Source organism: Cytobacillus horneckiae, assembly GCF_002835735.1.
GTDB lineage: Bacteria > Bacillota > Bacilli > Bacillales > Cytobacillaceae > Cytobacillus > Cytobacillus horneckiae.
In genome coordinates this window covers 60,723-81,039 of the sequence record NZ_PISD01000050.1, presented here as the reverse complement: position 1 = coordinate 81,039, position 20,317 = coordinate 60,723, and the positions used below count along the sequence as shown (strand labels likewise).

Sequence of the window (20,317 nt, the reverse complement as noted above, 5' to 3'; positions counted from 1 at the left end):
TTAAATCATAGTTTTATCTTTTTGAAGTGACGTGCCATACTTAGCGCGTTTAATGAATTGTCCATCACCGGCTTTGCCAGTGTATTCCTTATCACGAATAACAAAGTTTCCTCGGGATAAAACCGAAACTGGCTCGCCTGTTACCTTTATGCCTTCGAACGCATTGTAATCAACTGCCATATGATGTGTCTCAGCAGAAATAGTTCTTTCTATATTCGGATCAAAGATAACAATGTCCGCATCGGCGCCTACAGCAATGGTTCCTTTTTTAGGATATAGTCCAAATAGCTTTGCAGCTTTCGTAGATGTGATATCCACAAATTGATTCAGACTGATTCGTCCCTTCTTCACCCCCTCAGAAAAGAGAATGCTTACGCGGTCTTCAATAATCGGACCGCCATTCGGTATTTTAGAGAAATCTTCTTTACCTAAATCCTTTTGACCAGCAAAGTCAAATGAACATTGGTCTGACCCTAATGTTTGCAGCTGTCCAGATTTAAGAGCATTCCACAAAAATTCTTGATTCCATTTTTCACGCAGCGGCGGAGACCAGACATACTTGGCACCTTCAAAATTTTCTTTTTCTAAATAGCTTTGATCGAGCACCAAATATTGTGGACATGTCTCACCCCATATATCAATGCCTTGATTTCTTGCTTCAGCAATCTTCTTAGCAGCATCGGCACAAGAAACATGGACAACATAAAGCTGAGATTCAGATAACCCAGTTAATGTAGCCGCCCTTCCAGTCGCTTCTGCCTCAGCTTCTGGTGGTCTTGTTAATGCATGATAGATAGGGTCCGTATTCCCTTCCTTCAATGCTTTTTTTACTAAATAATCAATTACATCACCATTCTCTGCATGAACCATCACTAGGGCGCCAAGCTCTTTTCCGGCGATAAGTGTTTTATATAATGTTTCATCATCTGCCTGGAATTGATTTTTATATGCCATAAAAACTTTGAGTGAAGTTATGCCCTCTTCCTCCACCATTTTCGGTAATTCTTCTAATATTTTGTCACTGCTCTCAACGATTTGCAGGTGAAAGCCGTAATCTATAACCGCTTTATTCTTAGACTTTTCATGCCACGTGTCGACTGCGCTCTTTAAGGTCTCTCCCTTTTTTGTTAAGCAGAAATCGATAATGGTAGTAGTTCCGCCAAATGCCGCAGCTCTTGTTCCAGTTTCAAAATCATCCTTTGTAACGGTTCCTCCAAAGGGCATATCTAAATGTGTATGAGGATCAATGCCGCCTGGAAAAACATAATTCCCTTTTGCGTCAATGACCTCTGCCCCTGGAATATTTATATCCTCACCTATTTGGACGATGGTTTCGTTTTCTATTAATATATCTGCTTGAAAAGTGTCTGTTGCCGTAACGATAACGCCATTTTTTATCACTTTATTCATTTGTCATGCTCCTCCTTATTGGTGTAATTATTTCGCAGCTATATCAACTTCACATGCTACTTTACCAAGTGCAGCTTGCCTTTCATTCCAAGTCATCGGCGGCAATTCATGAGTCATTTCCACCATATCAATAGCTCCATCTTCCGGACATACGATCGAACATAAATTACATCCAACGCAGTCCTCTTCACGAACACGCAACCCTTTCGTACCATCTGCTTCCGTATACATATCAATACATTGGTGCGAAGTATCCTCACATGCAATATGACACTTATTACAGTTGATGCAAACATCATTGTTAATTCTTGCAACAATCTTATAATTTAAATCCAAATCGCCCCAGTCTGAATATTTAGGAACTGATTTGCCAATGATCTCGGTAACAGATTGAATTCCCTTTCCATCAAGGTAATTACTCAATCCATCAATCATGTCTTCTACAATTCTAAATCCGTGATGCATTGCCGCAGTACACACTTGAACACTAGTGGACCCCATTAACATAAATTCCACTGCATCCTGCCAATTAGATATGCCGCCGATTCCGGAAATAGGAACATTAATATGCGAATGACGAGCACATTCTCCTACCATATTCAATGCTATTGGCTTAACAGCAGGACCGCAATAGCCTCCGTGTGCACCTTTTCCGCCAACATGCGGAATTGTATTCCACGTATCTATATCTACCCCTGCTAAACTATTGATCGTGTTAATCATACTTATTGCATCAGCTCCGCCATTTACAGCCGCTTCAGCTGTGGCGGTTATATCAGTGATATTCGGCGTCAGCTTGACAATTACAGGCGTTTTTGCGACTTCTTTCACCCAGTAGGTCTGCTGTTCCACCAATGATGGAACTTGACCCGAAGCAGCGCCCATTCCCCTCTCAGCCATGCCGTGCGGACAGCCAAAATTCAGCTCTAAACCATCTACACCAGCCTCTTCCACACGCTTTACTATTTCATGCCATTTTTCCTGTTTTGGCTCAACCATTAATGATGCGATGATCGCATGGTTTGGAAATTTCTTTTTTGTTTCATAAATTTCCTTTAAATTCACCTCTAATGGCCTGTCTGTAATTAATTCGATGTTATTAAAGCCCGCTACTTTCTGGCCGTTAAAGCTGACCGCCGCAAATCTCGAGGAAACATTCAATATTGGATCTCCGAGTGTTTTCCAAACGGCGCCTCCCCAGCCTGCTTCGAAGGCTCGCTGTACCTGGTAACCTGAATTTGTTGGTGGCGCTGAAGCCAGCCAAAATGGATTTGGAGATTCTATTCCTGCAATATTCGTTCGTAAATCTGCCATCATTCCACCTCCTAATAGAATATCGCGCAGTAACAGGCAGTAAGCCCCTCGCTTCAAGGCTTCTGTGGAAATCAACCACCAGTTAAAGCCCGATTTGTTCAACTTACCATCCGTTGTTGAGTTTCTTCCACAACTGATGGAAATTTCACCTAAGCTGTTTCTATCGCTCTCTTAGATAATGTACGGTGAATGGCATAGGCACTATCCTTTCCTTGCTGTGCTGCCGAAACAACCATTGCTTCTCCCTGGCCTTTTCCAAATATCACATCACCGCAAGCAAATACTTTTTTATTTGAAGTTTGATAGCTTTCCGGATGAATTTTGACCACGCCGTCCTCATGGCTAATGTTAAATTGTTCAATTAAATCGATATATCTGCTTTGTCCAATCGCTTTGATAACCGCATCAGCCTCTAAAATAAACTCCGACCCTTCGATAGGAATTGGACGTTTTCTGCCGTCAGCACCCGCTTCTGAAAGCTTCATTTTTATACACTCAATTCCTGTTACTTTTCCACGTTCATCGCCAATAATCCGCTTCGGTGCAGTTAACCACCTAAATTCGACTCCATCCTGCTTAGCAAATTCGTATTCAAAATCATAAGCAGTCATTTCATCTAATGTTCTGCGATATAAAATTTTTACATTTTCTGCACCTAATCTGACAGAGCATGTTGCTGCATCTATCGCAGTGTTTCCGGCACCTATTACGACCGCTTTTTTACCTACATACTCGTCGGTAATATCATTTATCTTCGTATTTTTTACAAATTCAATGGCATCATGGACACCATCAAATTCCTCTCCCTCAATGCCAAGGCTCGGGACAGATGACATACCGATGGCCAAAAGGACAGAATCAAAGTTTTTTAATATTTCGCTTGGCAATATGTCTTTTCCTACTTTTGTATTTGTTTTAATTTCTACATTTAAGCTTTTCACTTGATCTACTTCCCAATAGGATATCTTTTGTGGCAATCTAAACGACACAATGCCATAAGTATTTAAACCGCCAGCTTCTTTCTCCGCTTCAAAAATGGTGACGGAATAGCCCATTCTGGCAAGCTCTCTAGCGGCAGATAATCCTGCTGGCCCGCCTCCAACAATCGCCACTTTTTTCCCGTTCGGTTTTCCCGCTTCAAATAATACCGCTTCATTATTAATTGCCCAATCAGTTGCATATCTCTGCAAATTGCCTATCAGGATTGGTTTAGTGGATGAATTAAGTACACATGCTCCTTCACAAAGCTCCTCAGTTGGACAAACTCTGGCGCAGCTTGCACCTACTGGGTTAGCTGACATAATCGTTTTACTTGCGCCCAGCATATTGCCCGATGCAATCTTTTTAATAAATCCTGGAATGTCTATTCCTGTTGGACATGCTTGGATACATGGAGCGTCATAGCAAAACAAGCATCGATTTGATTCATCATGCGCTTCATGTTTCGAAAAAGGCGGCTCTGCTTCTTCAAAGTTGCTGTTAAGTTTTTCTATTAATTCGCTTGAACAATTAGTCAAAACTTATACCTCCTTTTTATCATTCATTTTTACTTACATATGTAATAAACAATAAAAGCCTGACAGTAAATAATTTATCTAACAGTTAACCATCACATATGTAAGTTTATCTAACATTCATTAAACAGAATTATTAGAATCTTATAACTATTTTACTGTGTTCAAGCCTATTAATCACTATACATATCGTAAAATAAATTGTTATGAATGTTTGTCAAAGTGTTAAGTTAAGTAAATGTAAGCGTTTTAATTTTAGTAATAATAAAAATACACACTAACGCATAAAAATACAATGTGACTTTTAATAACATTTAAAGTCAATATATGTGCATGATAAATATATGTTAAGAAGGATACGCAAATCTAAATGGAGATGGGATATAATTTGTTATTCCTATAGATAGGAAACAGACTAGGTATTTGCATAGTTATACTATCCGAAAAAAGATAAAAAGCAGCAGAAATAAAACGGTGTTTTACTTCTGCTGCTTTTTGTTATTTTCCCTCTGTTACTAGGAAAAGCCGATTTTTTTTATATCATTACTTTGCAAATATCATTTGTAAATTCTACAGGGTCTTCAATCGTTAAACCTTCGATAAGCAATGCTTGATTATATAGCAAGTTTGTAAATAAGCTCAATTTTTCTTTATCACCATGATATGCCGATTGTAAAGACTGGAAGACATTATGATTCATGTTAATTTCTAACACTTTGTCAGCTTTGACATTTTGGTTGTCAGGCATCATGCTTAACACCTTTTCCATTTCTATCGTTACCTCTCCATCAGCTGTTAAACATACTGGATGGGACTTCAATCGTTTCGAAGCTCTTACATCCTTCACTTTTCCAGAAAGGATTTCTTTCATAGCAGAGAAAATTTCTTTTTCCTCTTCCGTTGATTCATCGTCGGCATTGTCTTTTTCATCTGCTTCAATGCCTAAATCTCCGCTGGAAACAGATTTAAACTCTTTATCTTCATAGTTCATAAGCATTTTAATCGCAAATTCATCAATATCTTCTGTAAAGTAGAGAATCTCATAGCCTTTGTCTGCTACAAGCTCTGTTTGCGGGAGCTTATCTATGCGATCTATAGAATCACCAGTTGCATAATAGATATATTTTTGATCCTCAGGCATTCTAGAAATATATTCATCAAGTGTTACTAGCTTTTTCTCTTTTGATGAGTAAAACATCACTAAATCTTTTAGTGTATCTTTATGTGCGCCGAATTCATTATAAACGCCGAATTTTAATTGGCGGCCAAACGCTTGGTAGAATGATTCGTATTTTTCGCGATCATTTTTCAGCAAGCTTTTTAGTTCGCTTTTAATTTTCTTGCTGATGTTCTTCGCAATCAACTTAAGCTGGCGATCCTGCTGCAGAATTTCCCTTGAGATGTTTAATGATAGGTCTTCAGAGTCGACCATTCCTTTAACAAAGCTAAAATGATCAGGGAGCAAGTCTCCGCATTTCTCCATAATAAGGACACCGTTAGAGTATAGCTCAAGCCCTTTTTCAAACTCTTGAGAATAATAGTCAAAAGGCTTGTTTTCCGGGATAAAAAGGATTGCATTGTAGCGAATTGTGCCATCTACGCTCACATGAATATGTTTTAACGGTTTATCAAAGCCGTAGCGTTTTTCAGCATAAAAATGATGATAATCTTCATCAGTTAATTCACTTTTATTTTTGCGCCAAATCGGCACCATGCTGTTGATGATTTGTTCTTCAGTAAATTCCTCAAATTCATTTTCGCTGTCTGCCTTTGGACGGCTTGAAGTGATGTCCATTTTAATAGGATAACGAATAAAATCCGAGTATTTTTTTATGATAGACTTCAATTGATATTCTTCTAAGAACTCATCATAGCTTTCTTCTTCTTCGTTTTCTTTAATTTTTAAGGTAATTTCAGTGCCTACAGATTCTTTGCTGCTAGGAACTATCGTATACCCGTCTGCCCCTTCTGATTCCCATTTATATGCTTCATCGCTGCCAAGCGCTCTCGTTTCTACAGTTACTAAATCCGCAACCATAAAAGCAGCATAGAAACCTACGCCAAACTGGCCGATGATATCATGTCCATCTTTGGATTCATTTTCTGTTTTAAACGCTAAAGATCCGCTTTTAGCAATGACTCCAAGGTTGTTTTCCAGCTCTTCCTTCGTCATTCCTATGCCTGTATCTACTATTTTCAACGTACGATTCTCTTTATTTGGCACCACTTTTATGTAGTAATTGTCTTTTGCAAAAACTAAGTTTTCATCTGATAAGGTTTTGTAATAGATTTTATCAATCGCATCACTTGCGTTTGAAATAAGCTCTCTTAAAAACACTTCCTTTTGAGAGTAAATAGAGTTGACCATCATTTCTAGCAATCTTTTTGATTCTGCTTGGAATTGTACTTTCTCCACCATACTTCCTCCTCCTTGTTAAAATATCGATGGAACTAAAATTAGCACTCAACTCTTATGAGTGCTAATAATATTTTAATATTGAACTTTTTGCCAGTCAATAGATTACTATTAATTCTTATAATGATCTGACCATCCCGCCGTCAACGAGAATCGAGCTTCCTGTCACATAGCTATTAACATCAGATGCAAGGAAAGTGACGATATTGGCAAACTCCTCAGGCGTTCCATAGCGGCCAAGCGGAATCTTTTTCAGCGATTCTTCTTTTACCTGTTCCTTTGAAACATTTCTCTTATCTGCGCTTAATTGGTCAAGATAATCTACGCGGTCAGTGGCAATTCTGCCGGGAGCAACCGTATTAATAAGAATATTGTACTGTGCCAGTTCATCTGCTAGTGTTTTAGTTAACCCTACAATTCCTAGGCGGAATGTATTGGATAATAATAATCCGGGGATTGGCTGTTTTATAGATGTAGAAGCTACATTGATAATTTTCCCGCCGCTTTTTTTCAGCTCTGGAAGCACCGCACGGATATTTCTTACATAGCTGAGCAAGTTTAATTGGAACGCATGCTCCCAATCCTCATCAGATAATTCTTCAAAAGTTCCTCCAGGAGGACCTCCGGCATTATTTACTAAAATGTCAATCGTTCCATACATTTCTACAGTCTTTGCAGCTAGAGCTTTAAGATCGCTTGCACTTGTGACATCAGCTACGTGATAAAGCACCTCAAGTCCATGCTCAATTTTAAATTCCTGTTGCACAGCTTGGAGCTTTTCTTCATTGCGGCTTGAAATCATCACTTTTACGCCTTCTTTTGCAAGCTGCAAGGCGATGGCCTTACCGAGCCCTTGACTGGATGCTTGTACTAAAGCGACTTTTCCTCGAAGATTTAAATCCATTCCAACCCCTCCAAAGTATGTATCATTTACTTTTTATAAAAAATGTCAAACCTTTCCCATAATTCCTCCAGCTTCTCTAACCGCTCCTCTACAATATCCATCCGTTCTTTCCCTACATAAGCAATCAATGCATTAATGAGACTCATTGGTGCTGTAAATGAATCGATGAACGTTGGCAGCTTGCTGGATGCAGTTAAAACAGCATCAGAGTATGGAATTAACGGCGACATTAAATTATCTGTAATGGCAATCGTTGTTGCTCCTTGTTCTTTCGCATATTCAACTAACTCAATTGTATTCATTGAGTAACGGGCGAAGCTGATGCCTATTACTACATCATTTTCACGCAATTTAAATAATTGCTCAGATACAGTATCTGCAGAGCCGATCAATTCTGAGTGACCGATAATAATATTTAAATAATAATGCAGAAACACGCCTAATGCCTTCGCGCTGCGGTTCGCACATATATAAATCCTTCTGCCTTCTAAAATATGATGTGCTGCTTTCATAAATTGTTTTTCGTCCAAGCCTTCAAGCGTTGTTTCTATATTGGATACATCATCCTGGAACAATTCAAAAATTCCCTGTCCTTGGTCACTGTATATATTTGATGACAATTTCAATCGCTCAGTTGTCGTTAATTGCTTTTGTACCGAATTTTGCATAAGCTGCTGAAGCTCTGAATAACCATTATATCCTAGAAACACAGCAAATCTAATGATTGTTGCTTCACTCACCTCAGCATTTTTTGCCAATTTTGCAACTGTCAAAAATGGTACCGTATTTATATTCTCTAATATATATGCAGCTACCTTCTGCTGCGACTTACTCATTTCAGGGTACTTCTCAGCAATACGATGATATATATTTTGCATGTTTATCCATTCCTAACTATTTCTTCATATAGGACATTATACGATACTAAAGTAAAAAAGCCTATCGTTTAGTTCGCACAGAAGTAAATATTTCATTATTGTTAAATTAAGAAATATTTACTTCACAAAACTTTTTATCTGTCGTAATATGGTCTATATATTTCATAATTGAATATTTATGAAATATATATTTCTTAAATAAGAGGTGCTAGTGATGAAAGTTCGTTATTCGGACGAAATAACTGATGGATTCAAAGAAAAAACAAACATATCTTATGAGCTATCTAAAGAAGCAGAAAAGTACATGCCTGGCGGAGTAACAGCAAACATAAAATATTTTGATCCTTACCCTATTTTTATGAAAAAGGGCGATGGCGCGTATCTATATGATGCTGATGATAATAAGTATATAGATTATTTATTATCCTATGGCTCACTTATGCTCGGACATGGTCATCCAGAAATAATAAATGCGCTAGAAACTCAAATGAAGGAACATGGCACCGTATTATTCGGCACACCTCATCAGCTTGAAATCGAGATGGCGAAAAAGTTAGTTAACTTATATCCTTCAATGGATAAAATACGCTATACCAATTCCGGCACAGAAGCAACGCTCCTTGCCATCAGGTTATCCTACGCCTATACGGGCAAACATAAGCTTGCTAAATTTGAAGGCCATTATCACGGCGGCTATGACCAAATGTTAATTAGCGTGAACCCGCCTGTTCACGAAGCTGGTCCAGAGTCGACACCATTGTCATTAATCGAATCAAAGGGAGTTGATCCATACCATCAGGAACATACAATCACGCTTCCATTTAACAATTTGGAGGCGACGGCAGAAATATTAACTAAGCATCAGCACGAACTAGCCGCTGTTATCTTAGAACCTGTTCAAAGCGGATATATTCCTACAAGCGAGCAGTTTATGACTGGACTAAGAGAGATTACGCAGCAGCTCGGAATTTTATTAATATTTGATGAGGTGAAAACCGGATTCAGAATCGGATTAGGTGGCGCACAATCCTTCTATAGTGTAAACCCTGACTTAACTACGTTAGGAAAAGTAGTTGGCGGCGGGTTTCCAATTGGCATCGTTGGCGGCAAAGAAGATATTATGATGATCAGCGCCCCTTCCGCTTTTTCAGATGTATTTGATAACAGTCACAGCAGTCAATCAGCAGCTAAAGAGGTGCTTTTTCATAGCGGTACATATAACGGCCATCCAACAATTCTCGCTGCTGGCATGACAACCATTGCCGTTCTGGAGCAAGAGATGCATCATGTGATGGGAAAAACCGCAGCATTAAAAAAAGGCATCCATGAACTGTTTTCAAGAAAAGGGATTCCACTACAAACAGTTGGAATCGGATCGATATTTAATATCGTGATAACTGATCAAGAGAGGATAAGCAATTACAGGGAGCTGCAAACTGCAGATTTTGCTTGGAGAAAAAAGTTGGACTTTGCTCTTTTAAATGAAGGAATTTACACAAAGCCTTTAAATCGATGCAGCATGTCTACAGTACATGGTGATAAAGAAATTGCTCTCACTTTGGAGGCATTTGAGGCAGCGCTAAATAAGTTAACATAGGGATGAATGAAAAAGACACCATATTTTTAGGCGTCCTTTTCTGTTTTATGATATGACTTTATTTGGATTTAATGGTGATGGCGACGTTGGAAACGGCGGTGTGAAATCACGTAAAATATAGTTGTAAATCGCCTGTTTAGCTGAGACGCCCATAAAATTTAACCCTTGATTGCCAAAAAGGACATTAAATTCTAAAATAAAATATTTCCCACCGCTACCCATTACATCGAAGCCAGCATGATTAATATTCAACTCTCTTGCAATAGAAAAATATTAAATCACAGGCTTCTTGGGGGATAAAATCATCACATAGCTCTCCACCTTGTACCAGATTATGAAGGAACTCTCCTTTTAAACTGACTCTCCAATAAGAAGTCAAAATTTGGTCCCCAACAACACAAATACGAAATTTTTTCCATCATTTTCTATATATTCCTGAACATACAGAATATCAACCTTTTTTGTGTAACAAGAAAATCCTGTTGTGACTGGATATGATAAACCCCATTACCCATTGAGCTTCTTACTTCCTTCACAACAAATGGAAAAGGAAAGGTCTCCAAGATAAATTCTCTATTACGTACTGTATTCGCGTGAATTTATATGGTTCATTTTGCGGCGCAACTGTCCACAGTTCCCTAGTCATTTCCACCTTGCTGAATCCTAACTGTAACGTTTCAATACTAGGAAAGATTTTTTTCTTTAATCCATAAACGAGTGCAGGAACCTGCCAAGTTTCTAGAAATAACTATATCCGCCTGTCTAATTACTTCAAGTCCTTAAACATGTACTCTGGCTTAATATAATACACACCAGGCATTCCGATTGTACGGAAAGCATTAAAAGATACGATTTTCATCATTATTCACCTTCACTCTTGATCTATAAACATAAGTATGCTTAATGTATTTCATTATATGAAAAATTCTAAATATTCTATTGCCTTAATTATTATTTTAATATACAATCTAAAAAACGAAAAAGGAGCTATCCAATGGCAAAATTAGCAGACAGCAACACGAAAAAAACTGAAATAAACACCTCAGGAAAAGGAATAAAAAATATTAACGCATTTGTGCTTATTTTTTCCATTATCGTCATTTCCGCTATATTAACTTATTTTGTGCCTGCTGGTGAATACGAAAGAGTTGAGCAAGACGGACGAACGATGGTAATTCCAGATTCCTTTCAAAAAACTGAGTCAGCCCCAGTAGGTTTTTTTGATATTTTTACAAGTATACATAAAGGAATGGTGAATGGCGGCGGAATCATCTTCTTCGTGCTCATGGTTGGCGGCGCTTTTGGTATTTTAAAAGCGACTGGAGCACTAGATGCATTAATTGTCACCATGTCAAGAAAGCTCGCAAATAAAGAAATGTTTTTAATCCCTGTGCTGATGCTCTTCTTCGCAGCTGGAGGAACATTGATGGGATTAGCTGAAGAAACGATTATTTATATTGCCATTGTCACCCCGCTAGCAATCGCACTTGGATTTGACGCATTTGTCGGTTTTGCCATCGTTTCTATTGGTGCAAACATTGGCTTTATGGCTGCTGTAATGAATCCATTTAACATCGGTGTTGCCCAAAGCATCGCTGAACTCCCAACGTTTTCCGGTATGGGTTTGCGGCTGGCACTATTGGCAGTGTTTTATGCTGCAGGCGTCATTTTTGTTTATAGATATGCGAAAAAAGTAAAAAAGCATCCCCAAATAAAGTATTTTGGCAATTTTGACCCTGCAAATACTAAAAATATTGCGCCGGATGCTAAGTTAGAGACCCGCCATAAATGGGTGCTCGCTGTTTTTTTAATTAATTTTGTTGTTCTCATTTTTGGTGTTATGAAATATGGCTGGTATATCACAGAAATTGCTGGATTATTCCTACTATTCGGTGTCATAATTGGGATAATTGGAAAGCTTCATTCAAATAAGATAGCTGACAGCTTTATTATTGGAGCGATGGAAGTTTTAAGCGGTGCACTGATTATCGGTTTTGCGCAAGCCATTCTCGTGATTTTTCAGGACGGAAAAATGATGGATCCCATTCTTTATTATGCATCTGAAATGCTTAATAACATTGCGCCTGCACTCACAGCTATCGGCATGTTCTTTGTGCAATTATGCATCAATTTCCTCGTTCCTTCTGGAAGCGGACAGGCTGCACTGACAATGCCGATAATGGCCCCGCTTGCTGATCTTGTCGGCGTTACTAGACAAACAGCAGTGCTGGCATTCCAGCTTGGCGATGGTGTAACTAACTCCATCTTCCCTACCTCTGGTGTTCTCATTGCCGGATTGGCCGTCGCTGGCATTCCTTATACTAAATGGGTGAAGTGGGTATGGCCGCTTGTTCTCATTCAAGTAGGAATCGGCATCATCTTTTTGCTTATCGCCCATGCAATTGGGTATGGACCATTTTAAAAGAAAGACGGAGGAAAAAGCATGTTAAAAACGAATATAGTAGACTTAGAATTACAAAACTGGACGATTGAACAGCGCCGCCACTTTCATATGTACCCAGAGTTATCAGGGCAAGAATATAAAACGGCAGAATATGTAATTGAAAGATTAAAAGAATTTGGCCTTTCTCCAGACATGCATTTCTCAGCACCTAATGTTGTCGCTCGTTTTCAAGGAACAGAAGGTAAAAGGACGATCGCTTTGCGGGCGGATATGGATGCTCTTCCTCTTCAGGAGGATGAAGATAAACCATGTGTTTCAACAATACCCGGTGTGATGCACGGCTGTGGCCATGACGGCCACACCGCCATATTATTAGCAGCTGCAAAATGGATGACAGCAAACGCGAAAATGATAAAAAATAATATTGTGTTTATATTTCAAAGCTCAGAAGAGGAATCGCCAAGCGGTGCTAAAAAACTGGTGGAAGAAGGCGTGCTGAATGGCGTTGATGCGATTTACGGCATTCACCTCATGTCAGACGTTCCTCTCGGAAAAATCGGTTTTGCTGAAGGTTTTGCAATGGCTTCTAGTGATGACTTTGATATTATCATTGAAGGTGTTGGCGGACATGGCGGACAGCCGCAGGATGCCATTGACCCTGTATATATCTCAACTCACCTCATCCAGGCATTTCAATCAGTCGTCAGCAGAAGTCTTCATCCTTTACATGCAGGTGTCATTTCTATTGGCGGAATGCAGGCAGGTCATTCCTATAATGTCATCCCCCATGAAGTTAAAATTCAAGGGACAATCAGAGCAATGACATTTGATGCTGCACAAATGATGTATGAGAAAACAGAGCAATTGACAAAGTCCATCTGTGCAAGCTTTGGTGCAATCGGCCATTATCAGTATACGCCTGGAACTCCACCGGTGTATAATCATCCAGAAGCTTGCGAGGTCGCTAAAAAAGTGATTATTGAAACCTTTGGTGAAGACGCATTTACAGAGCTTCAGCCATCAATGGGCGCTGAGGATTTCGGGTTTTACGTAAAAGAAAAAATCGGAGCGTTTATTAATGTCGGGATGAAAAGCGAAATCAGCCAATATCCACATCACCATCCAAAATTTGATATTGATGAAGCTGCCTTGCCTGCTGGCATAAAATTGATGATTCAATTTGCATTAAAAGGCTAGTTTTTAGTGGAAAAAGGTTTGAAATACAAAAATAAGCATGGAAAGTTCCGTACAGGTAATGAGATTTGAAATGCGATGATGAAGCCAAATTTATCCATTCATCTAGAAGCGCAATGGCTCCATTAATAATACTCAGGCGGCGGCCATGAAGAGTGGCTGTATTGGCAGCAGGAGGAAATAAAGAAGTCAGACATGAGGAATTATTTATGCCAGCTTACCTCTGCTCTATTGAAAATCGATGCCGTAAACCTAGCCTGCAATTTAAATAAGCACGGTGAAGATTTATGGAAGGCTATTATTCTACTAGAAAATAATGAAATTATCGAGGAGGAGTTTTATAAGCTTGTACCACTTGTTGACTCACTCTATGCGAAAGAACAGGAAAGATTTCAACACCAGTTGGAAAACTATTTTGTTCAAATTCATAATGAAATACTGGAGCTTATATAAAGCAGGGAGCACAGGATTCGAATTCTTTCTCAAAGACATTTCTTTTGAAAAGTAGTAGATACCGGTGCTCCTTTTTTCTGCTTGATGGGTACTGCATTGCTAAAAAACTCTACGTATGCTTTTTTACTTTTATAATGCACCCATTTTAGTTACTGCTTTTGCACCTACACCATTCGCATATGTTAGCAGCTCTTCTAAATCCGTCTTGGATTGCGGCAGCCCTTTGTCATGAAAAGTTTCAATTACAGCTGCCATAAAAGCATCGCCTGCACCGGTTGAATCCACAACAGTCACATTCAGTCCTTCAGTCGAAATGTATTGCTGGTTATGCAATGCAATGGCCCCTTCTTTTCCTCTTGTGACAAACAAATAAGGGATAGCCCATTTAACAGCAACGGCTAATCCTTCCTTTACAGAATTTGTATTAGTTAAGAATAACAATTCATCTTCAGCCATTTTCACAATATGCGCCCGGCTAATAAAGGCTGCAATCGTTTTTTTGCAAAGCTCGGCACTTTCCCATCTCTTTAGACGAATATTTGTATCAAAAGCAATGATTTGATGAAAATTTTCTGCCAGTTCAAGAATTGTTTCTGTCGTCCTTCTTGATTTTTCATGAAACAATGTGCCAGAACCAAAATAGGTCACTTTTGTATCTATAAATATGTGTGAATTTATCTCTGAATCCAGTAGCCATTCATTAGGAGTAGGATTTTGATATGAATGGAAAATTCGATCTCCATTCTCATTTTGATGAACATACACTTTGCACACTTTCTTTGTCGTCGTCATACTACATTCGTTCATGTTGACGGCTTCATTCACCAATTCTTCTTTTACGAAAACCCCATCCTCATCATCGCCCAGCTTTGTTAAATATGTTGATGAAATTCCCTTTCTGGCAAGTCTTACTGCGACATTGACAGTCGCACCGCCAATAAACTGTTTAAAGCTTGTATTATCTTTATTATTACTAATATAGTCAACGATGACCTCTCCAAAAGAGACTACACCCTGTTTGTTCAAATCAGCCAAACTCCTCATTTGTTTAGTAATCTTTCTTAGTTAACTTTTTAAAAACAAAAAGAAAGCATCGAAAATTTCCGATGCTTTTCTATTATACTATATTCATTCCGCTGCTTCTTCGTCTTTTTCATCATTTGACGGTTCATCGTTAGCCCTTTTTTCTTTTAAATCAAAATAGGCCTTGAATACATCATCGGCAATATCTAAGTTGATATGCGTTTTGTCTGTCGAAGACCAAGGCACAACAACAGAAAGTGCAATTTCCGGATTATCATATGGCGCATATCCAGCGAAGGTTAAATTCCAAAGCATCGGCTTTGGCTTAACTTGGATTGGACCATCATACAGTGCTTGCGCAGTACCTGTCTTGCCGGCGATTTTGTATTGTTTGTTTTTGATGGAGGAGTAGGCTGTACCTTGCGAATCATTTACTACTTGTCTAAATCCTTCTTTAACACGATCAATCCATTCGTCTTTCATATTAACTTTATTTAAAACTTTCGTATTCATATCTTGATAGACTGGTCCTAATTGTCCTTCATTCATACTTGGTTCTCTTATTTCTTTCACCATTTGAGGTTGAATTCGGTAGCCTCCATTTGCAATCGTAGATACATATTGTACGAGCTGCAGCGGCGTATAAGTATCAAATTGGCCGATTGCAAAGTCGAGCGTATTACCGCCAGCAGGCGGTTCTTGTCCCGGCCCAAATCCGACCTGCTCTCCAGGCAAATCGATTCCTGTTCTGACCCCTAAGCCAAATTGGTTGAAATTATTCCTTAGCTTAGTTATTGCAACGTTTTTATCAACGCTTAATGGACCATTTGGAACATAATACTGCTGCCCGCCCATTTTCATTGCAATTAAAAACATATATACATTGGAGGATCTTTTAAGTGCAAAAAGGTCATTAATAGGACCAAAACCATGAGTATTCCAAGATCTTTTTGTAGGTGTACCTTTAAATTCCAATGGTCTATCTACAAGGACATCGCGTGGAGAGATTACCCCTTCCTGATAACCCGCTAGCACCGTCGCGCCCTTCACAGCAGACCCCATCGAATAAGATGTCGTCATATTGCCTAAAGCGAAATCCTGTACTTGTGTTTGATACGTGTCCTTATCTTTCACATATTGCTTTCCGGCCATTGCCAGCATCTCACCTGTATTCGGATCCATTACTGACACAAAAGCACGGTCCATATATCCGCCTCTCATGGCACCTAGTCTTCTCTCAATAATTTTTTCAACTTCCTGCTGGAATTCGAGATCAGTGGCTAAAACTAGGTCTTTGCCTGCCTTGCCTTCTCTGACAACCTCTGTCTCGGTTACATTTCCAGCTTTATCTGTATAATTTTTTACAATTTGCTTTTGTCCTTGAAGAACGTCTTCATATTGCAGTTCGAGGTAGCTCTTTCCCACACGGTCATTCCTACTGTAGCCGCGCGCTTCGTAATATTGCAGCATATCTTGCGGCAGCCCCTCTTTTGACGTCGTGATTTTTCCCAAAACAGAACTTAAAGTCGCATTGCCATCCTCATCCGTATAGGCATTGTAGCGATCCCAGTCTACCGTTGTATTGATTCCGGGCAATAGATGTAGGTTTTCACTTACGACAGCAAATTCTTCCTCACCGACATCTTTATTCTTTATGATATGAGGGGTGAGTGCAATGCTGCTGGCCATTTCACGAAAAATAGTCAAAACTTCTAATTCCTCTTTCGAAAAAGAATGAAGCTCTTCTTCTGTAATTCTTTTCCTTGTTAAATCATACACTTTTTTATTATATTCTTCTTGACTTAGTTCTTGCTCCTTAAAACGCTTTTCATCTTCCTTCGTTATCTTTTCTTTTGCTTCATTGGGATTCTCGATAATCCAGAAATCTTCACGATCCCTTTGTGTAATTGCTTTAAAATCTTCCTCTGAATCCTTATTTATCATCACCGCAAGAAGCTTTGCCGTCTTTAGCATCTCATCCTGAGAAACAGCATGTGACCTCGTATATGTTATTGCCTTTTGCGGAACATTGCCGACAACTAAATTTCCATTTCTATCATAGATTTGCCCTCTTGGAACAGAAGTATTTACCGGGACTTCTACCTTTCTTTCTATTTCTCTTTTAAAATCGTCCCCGAATACAATTTGAACCATCCCCAGTCTAAAAATCAATACCGAAAACAATAAAAATACGACAAAAAACATGATATTGATTCTTAGTGAAATCACATTCTTTTTTTTCTTTTTCTCTCTTTTTTTCACCCAGAATCCCCCCCTTTTATCATTATAGTTATATATTCATAGTTTCTAAAGACTATATAATTACCAAATCTAATATTTTAAATTAATCTATGGAATTAAACAAGAAAATTTTAGAAATATATATAATAATTTTACGTTATTATCCAATATTTTTCAATTACTACTCTACTATTATAGTAAAAAAGCATTAAAAAAGAAGAAACCACAGTACAGTGATTTCTTCTGCTTACATTGCTTGTTCTTTTACTTCTGACAAGCTCACACTCGGCTCGCGAAGGAGGATGCCGCCCAGTAGACCTACTGCTGCAAAGAGGACAGGAATAATAAAACCATAATGATAGCCTGCTAAACTTCCGCCTGCATTAAAGTAGTCTAATATTTTCCCAAAGATACTCGGCAATAATACCGCGCTTAAAAAGCCACCTGTATTCGCAAACCCTGACACTAAACCAACTTCTTTAATATTGAAAGATTGTCTGACTACAGCAAATGTTAGCGTACTTGCACCATTTGCATAGCCAATGATAAAAAAGAGGATGATTAGTACTGGATAACTCGGTCTGCCTTCGAATAGTAAGAAAATGGACCAGCATGCTAGAACAATGACATGTATGATTAAGTATGGCCGTTTGATCGATTGAATTTTATTGGAAATCCAGCTTGTAAGCGGTGCCCCTATTATTGCGCCAATTAAGCCGTACATAATCAGCTGGCTTGCATTAGATCGTGAAAGACTGTACATATCCATGCCATATGGAACAGCCCAAGATCCGATAAACCCTATATACGTACCAACCACCCCAAAGTGACAAAGAAAAGTAGCCCACGCCTGACGGCTAGATATTAAGCGCCTCAATACTACAGACGTTTTTTCATATTTCTCCTTTGATTTATTATTCGCTTTTTCAATTGGAAATCTTCGTTCAGGCTGTTTTACAAGGACGAAGTAAAGTAACATTCCTAATAAAACAAGCACAATTCCTACAACAAAAAAAGGAGCTCTCCAGCCAAATGAAGCAATCCATGTTGAGAAAGGAACGGTGGCAAGCAAAAAGCCAAAGCTACCTGTCATTCCGGCTAGACCGACCAACATAGAAAACTCCTGCACTTTAAACCACTGGCTTAAGATCAAAACTAGATTCACCCATATAGTTGCATCTCCGATACCGCATAGCAGTCTTGCCAGAACAAGAATCCAGCCGTTATCTGCGACACTATAAACAAGTGTGCCTACCCCGCTTAATAAAGTGCCTATAATTAAAAATAAATTCGGTCCAAATCGATCGGACAATAAACCTATCGGTATTTGCAAACCTGCATAAGCAAAAAATTGAATGCTCGTCATCAATCCAATGACAACCGCTGTTAGCTGAAATTCTGCCATAAGCTGATCAGTAATTAACCCCGGTGCTGTCCGCTGACTGACGATAAACAGATAGGCAGCCAGGACGGAACCGAAAACAACCCATCTGTATTTGCTGTTTTGTTTATTCACTTGAAATATCTCCTAAATTGTTATTCTTTCTCATTATACTCCTTTGCTGCTTTATTTTATATATTTGTAGATATTCAATTCATTTTTCATTATTATGATTGAATTGCCGCTGAGAAAAGACGAGGATTCTGACGCATAAAGTGCTGTAGCTGACACATAAAAGCGAAAACTGACGCATAAACGAAAATGCTAACGGATAAAATGAACCTGTTAACACAAAGCATCGATGAAAAAAAGCACCTGAAATTTCAGGTGCTCTCATTTTACTACTCTGCTTCATCTTCCAAATCATCAGGGAAAATGATTTCACTGAATACCTTGCCTGATGCTTCATCTTTAACATCAATATTGACCTTATAATTTTCAGGGCTGGCTCCGTCAAACAGCTGGTAATACATGCCTGATATGCCAAGCCCATAGATTGCTATACTGTCAAAGCTGTTTTCATATGCCTCTTGATCCACAACTAAAGTAAATTCCGAGAAGTCTTTGTTGTGTGTAATATCTTTAATTGAAGCGATTTCCTTGTCATTTTTAATTTCGTCCATGCTTTCAGTCATGGTTGTTTGCAATTCTTTGAGCATTTTTTTATGCTCAGATTTGCTCATTTTGTATGTGATGGAACCGTCTTCATTTTTTGTAACCTCTTTAATGCCGTTGGCTTTTGCTTCTTCGATTGCTGTATCCGTATTTTCACCTTCCATAAATGAAGCGGGAATGGTAATTTGTACATTTAACAGACCTTTATCAACTTCAAGCCCTTTTTCTTCATTCGCTGCGTCTGACTTTTCCTCAGTCGCCGCTTTCGGTTCTTCCTTCTTCGTCTCTCCGCCAGACTCTTCTGCAGATGAGCAAGCTGCGAGCAGTGCGACTAATAATAGACTGAATAATTTTTTCATCAAGACTTCCCCCTATGTTAAATCTATACAACTGTTTAAGCTTACCATATTTTCAAAAAATGTGATAAGAGGGGATGAAATTTTCAACAATGTTTTATATGCTACCTGTTTTTTCAATTTTTTCCTTCTCTTCTAACCAATCAAGGATAGCAAGAACGACTTCTTTTAAAGCTTCACCACTTGGTGTTAGCTCATATTCAACTTTCTTGCTGGAAGCGTCAAGATAGCGTTTAGTCACTAGTCCTTCACTTACTAAATCATTTAATCTTTCCGTTAACAGACGATCGGATATTCCATCTATTTTTTGAACAATCTCATGAAATCTTTTCGGTCCGTCGAGAAGAGAATAGATCACCATTCCCATCCATCGCCGACCGATAAATTCAATTGTTTTATGAAAGTTTTTACATACATGCTGAGACTTAATGTTTGATTGGGCTGGGCGGGTCATATGTATTCTCCTTTCATTCCATCTAATTTTAAAACTATCATAGCATGAAATGAAAAAATTGACACATCAACTTACTAATGGTAAGTTGATAATTGTAAAACTT

At 38.6% G+C, this 20,317-nt stretch carries 16 protein-coding genes; 4 read left to right on the top strand and 12 right to left on the bottom strand.

From position 1 onward, the window contains the following. From hydA to CWS20_RS20765, 6 genes are all read right to left on the bottom strand, one after another. Window positions 1-1,410, bottom strand: a complete 1,410-nt coding sequence (gene hydA / locus CWS20_RS20790; protein WP_066198984.1) for a dihydropyrimidinase — start codon at window positions 1,408-1,410, stop codon at window positions 1-3. 27 nt (window positions 1,411-1,437) lie between these two features. Further along, complete coding sequence (preA, locus tag CWS20_RS20785; RefSeq protein ID WP_066198987.1) at window positions 1,438-2,724, bottom strand: NAD-dependent dihydropyrimidine dehydrogenase subunit PreA; 1,287 nt, start codon at window positions 2,722-2,724, stop codon at window positions 1,438-1,440. Between the two features lie 149 nt (window positions 2,725-2,873). Beyond that, window positions 2,874-4,241, bottom strand: coding sequence for an NAD(P)-dependent oxidoreductase (locus CWS20_RS20780; RefSeq protein ID WP_066198990.1), 1,368 nt, complete (start codon window positions 4,239-4,241; stop codon window positions 2,874-2,876). Between the two features lie 532 nt (window positions 4,242-4,773). Beyond that, on the bottom strand, window positions 4,774-6,657 hold the full coding sequence (htpG, locus tag CWS20_RS20775; protein ID WP_241198649.1) for a molecular chaperone HtpG: 1,884 nt from the start codon (window positions 6,655-6,657) through the stop codon (window positions 4,774-4,776). A gap of 115 nt (window positions 6,658-6,772) precedes the next feature. After that, window positions 6,773-7,558, bottom strand: a complete 786-nt coding sequence (locus CWS20_RS20770) for an SDR family oxidoreductase (RefSeq protein WP_066198993.1) — start codon at window positions 7,556-7,558, stop codon at window positions 6,773-6,775. Between the two features lie 26 nt (window positions 7,559-7,584). After that, window positions 7,585-8,436 carry a MurR/RpiR family transcriptional regulator gene (locus CWS20_RS20765; protein WP_066198996.1) on the bottom strand — a complete coding sequence of 284 codons (852 nt, stop codon included), beginning with the start codon at window positions 8,434-8,436 and terminating at the stop codon, window positions 7,585-7,587. Between the two features lie 214 nt (window positions 8,437-8,650). Between CWS20_RS20765 and CWS20_RS20760 the strand changes: the two genes are divergently transcribed. Next, window positions 8,651-10,033, top strand: a complete 1,383-nt coding sequence (locus CWS20_RS20760) for an aspartate aminotransferase family protein (protein ID WP_066198999.1) — start codon at window positions 8,651-8,653, stop codon at window positions 10,031-10,033. Between the two features lie 45 nt (window positions 10,034-10,078). Here the strand turns inward: CWS20_RS20760 and CWS20_RS28820 are convergent, their stop codons facing one another. Next, window positions 10,079-10,285, bottom strand: a complete 207-nt coding sequence (locus tag CWS20_RS28820) for a hypothetical protein (protein WP_241504231.1) — start codon at window positions 10,283-10,285, stop codon at window positions 10,079-10,081. 742 nt (window positions 10,286-11,027) lie between these two features. On the opposite strand from CWS20_RS28820, the gene CWS20_RS20750 reads away from it, so the two are divergent. The 3 genes from CWS20_RS20750 (at window position 11,028) to CWS20_RS20740 (ending at window position 14,084) form a co-directional block, all read left to right on the top strand. Then, the gene (locus CWS20_RS20750) at window positions 11,028-12,455 is read left to right on the top strand and encodes a YfcC family protein (RefSeq protein ID WP_083957413.1); all 1,428 of its coding nucleotides are present in this window, start codon (window positions 11,028-11,030) and stop codon (window positions 12,453-12,455) included. Window positions 12,456-12,476: 21 nt separating this feature from the next. Beyond that, complete coding sequence (locus CWS20_RS20745; protein ID WP_066199002.1) at window positions 12,477-13,634, top strand: M20 metallopeptidase family protein; 1,158 nt, start codon at window positions 12,477-12,479, stop codon at window positions 13,632-13,634. A gap of 192 nt (window positions 13,635-13,826) precedes the next feature. After that, window positions 13,827-14,084, top strand: coding sequence for a hypothetical protein (locus tag CWS20_RS20740; RefSeq protein WP_066199007.1), 258 nt, complete (start codon window positions 13,827-13,829; stop codon window positions 14,082-14,084). Between the two features lie 129 nt (window positions 14,085-14,213). On the opposite strand, the gene CWS20_RS20735 is transcribed toward CWS20_RS20740, so the two are convergent. From CWS20_RS20735 to CWS20_RS20715, 5 genes are all read right to left on the bottom strand, one after another. Then, window positions 14,214-15,110 carry a carbohydrate kinase family protein gene (locus CWS20_RS20735; protein ID WP_158237023.1) on the bottom strand — a complete coding sequence of 299 codons (897 nt, stop codon included), beginning with the start codon at window positions 15,108-15,110 and terminating at the stop codon, window positions 14,214-14,216. A gap of 102 nt (window positions 15,111-15,212) precedes the next feature. Then, on the bottom strand, window positions 15,213-17,369 hold the full coding sequence (locus CWS20_RS20730; RefSeq protein ID WP_326134966.1) for a peptidoglycan D,D-transpeptidase FtsI family protein: 2,157 nt from the start codon (window positions 17,367-17,369) through the stop codon (window positions 15,213-15,215). Between the two features lie 226 nt (window positions 17,370-17,595). After that, the gene (locus tag CWS20_RS20725; protein ID WP_066199012.1) at window positions 17,596-18,864 is read right to left on the bottom strand and encodes an MFS transporter; all 1,269 of its coding nucleotides are present in this window, start codon (window positions 18,862-18,864) and stop codon (window positions 17,596-17,598) included. Between the two features lie 266 nt (window positions 18,865-19,130). Further along, a complete protein-coding gene (locus tag CWS20_RS20720) occupies window positions 19,131-19,763 on the bottom strand; it encodes a hypothetical protein (RefSeq protein WP_066199015.1) in 633 nt (210 codons plus the stop codon). A gap of 94 nt (window positions 19,764-19,857) precedes the next feature. Next, window positions 19,858-20,214, bottom strand: a complete 357-nt coding sequence (locus tag CWS20_RS20715; protein WP_066199018.1) for a winged helix-turn-helix transcriptional regulator — start codon at window positions 20,212-20,214, stop codon at window positions 19,858-19,860. Between the last annotated feature and the right edge of the window lie 103 nt (window positions 20,215-20,317).

Coding starts and splice junctions, on each gene's coding strand:
- hydA (WP_066198984.1), bottom strand. CDS start 1,410: ATGAATAAAGTGATAAAAAATGGCGTTATCGTTACGGCAACAGACACT.
- preA (WP_066198987.1), bottom strand. CDS start 2,724: ATGGCAGATTTACGAACGAATATTGCAGGAATAGAATCTCCAAATCCA.
- htpG (WP_241198649.1), bottom strand. CDS start 6,657: ATGGTGGAGAAAGTACAATTCCAAGCAGAATCAAAAAGATTGCTAGAA.
- CWS20_RS20770 (WP_066198993.1), bottom strand. CDS start 7,558: ATGGATTTAAATCTTCGAGGAAAAGTCGCTTTAGTACAAGCATCCAGT.
- CWS20_RS20765 (WP_066198996.1), bottom strand. CDS start 8,436: ATGCAAAATATATATCATCGTATTGCTGAGAAGTACCCTGAAATGAGT.
- CWS20_RS20760 (WP_066198999.1), top strand. CDS start 8,651: ATGAAAGTTCGTTATTCGGACGAAATAACTGATGGATTCAAAGAAAAA.
- CWS20_RS20750 (WP_083957413.1), top strand. CDS start 11,028: ATGGCAAAATTAGCAGACAGCAACACGAAAAAAACTGAAATAAACACC.
- CWS20_RS20745 (WP_066199002.1), top strand. CDS start 12,477: ATGTTAAAAACGAATATAGTAGACTTAGAATTACAAAACTGGACGATT.
- CWS20_RS20740 (WP_066199007.1), top strand. CDS start 13,827: ATGAGGAATTATTTATGCCAGCTTACCTCTGCTCTATTGAAAATCGAT.
- CWS20_RS20720 (WP_066199015.1), bottom strand. CDS start 19,763: ATGAAAAAATTATTCAGTCTATTATTAGTCGCACTGCTCGCAGCTTGC.
- CWS20_RS20715 (WP_066199018.1), bottom strand. CDS start 20,214: ATGACCCGCCCAGCCCAATCAAACATTAAGTCTCAGCATGTATGTAAA.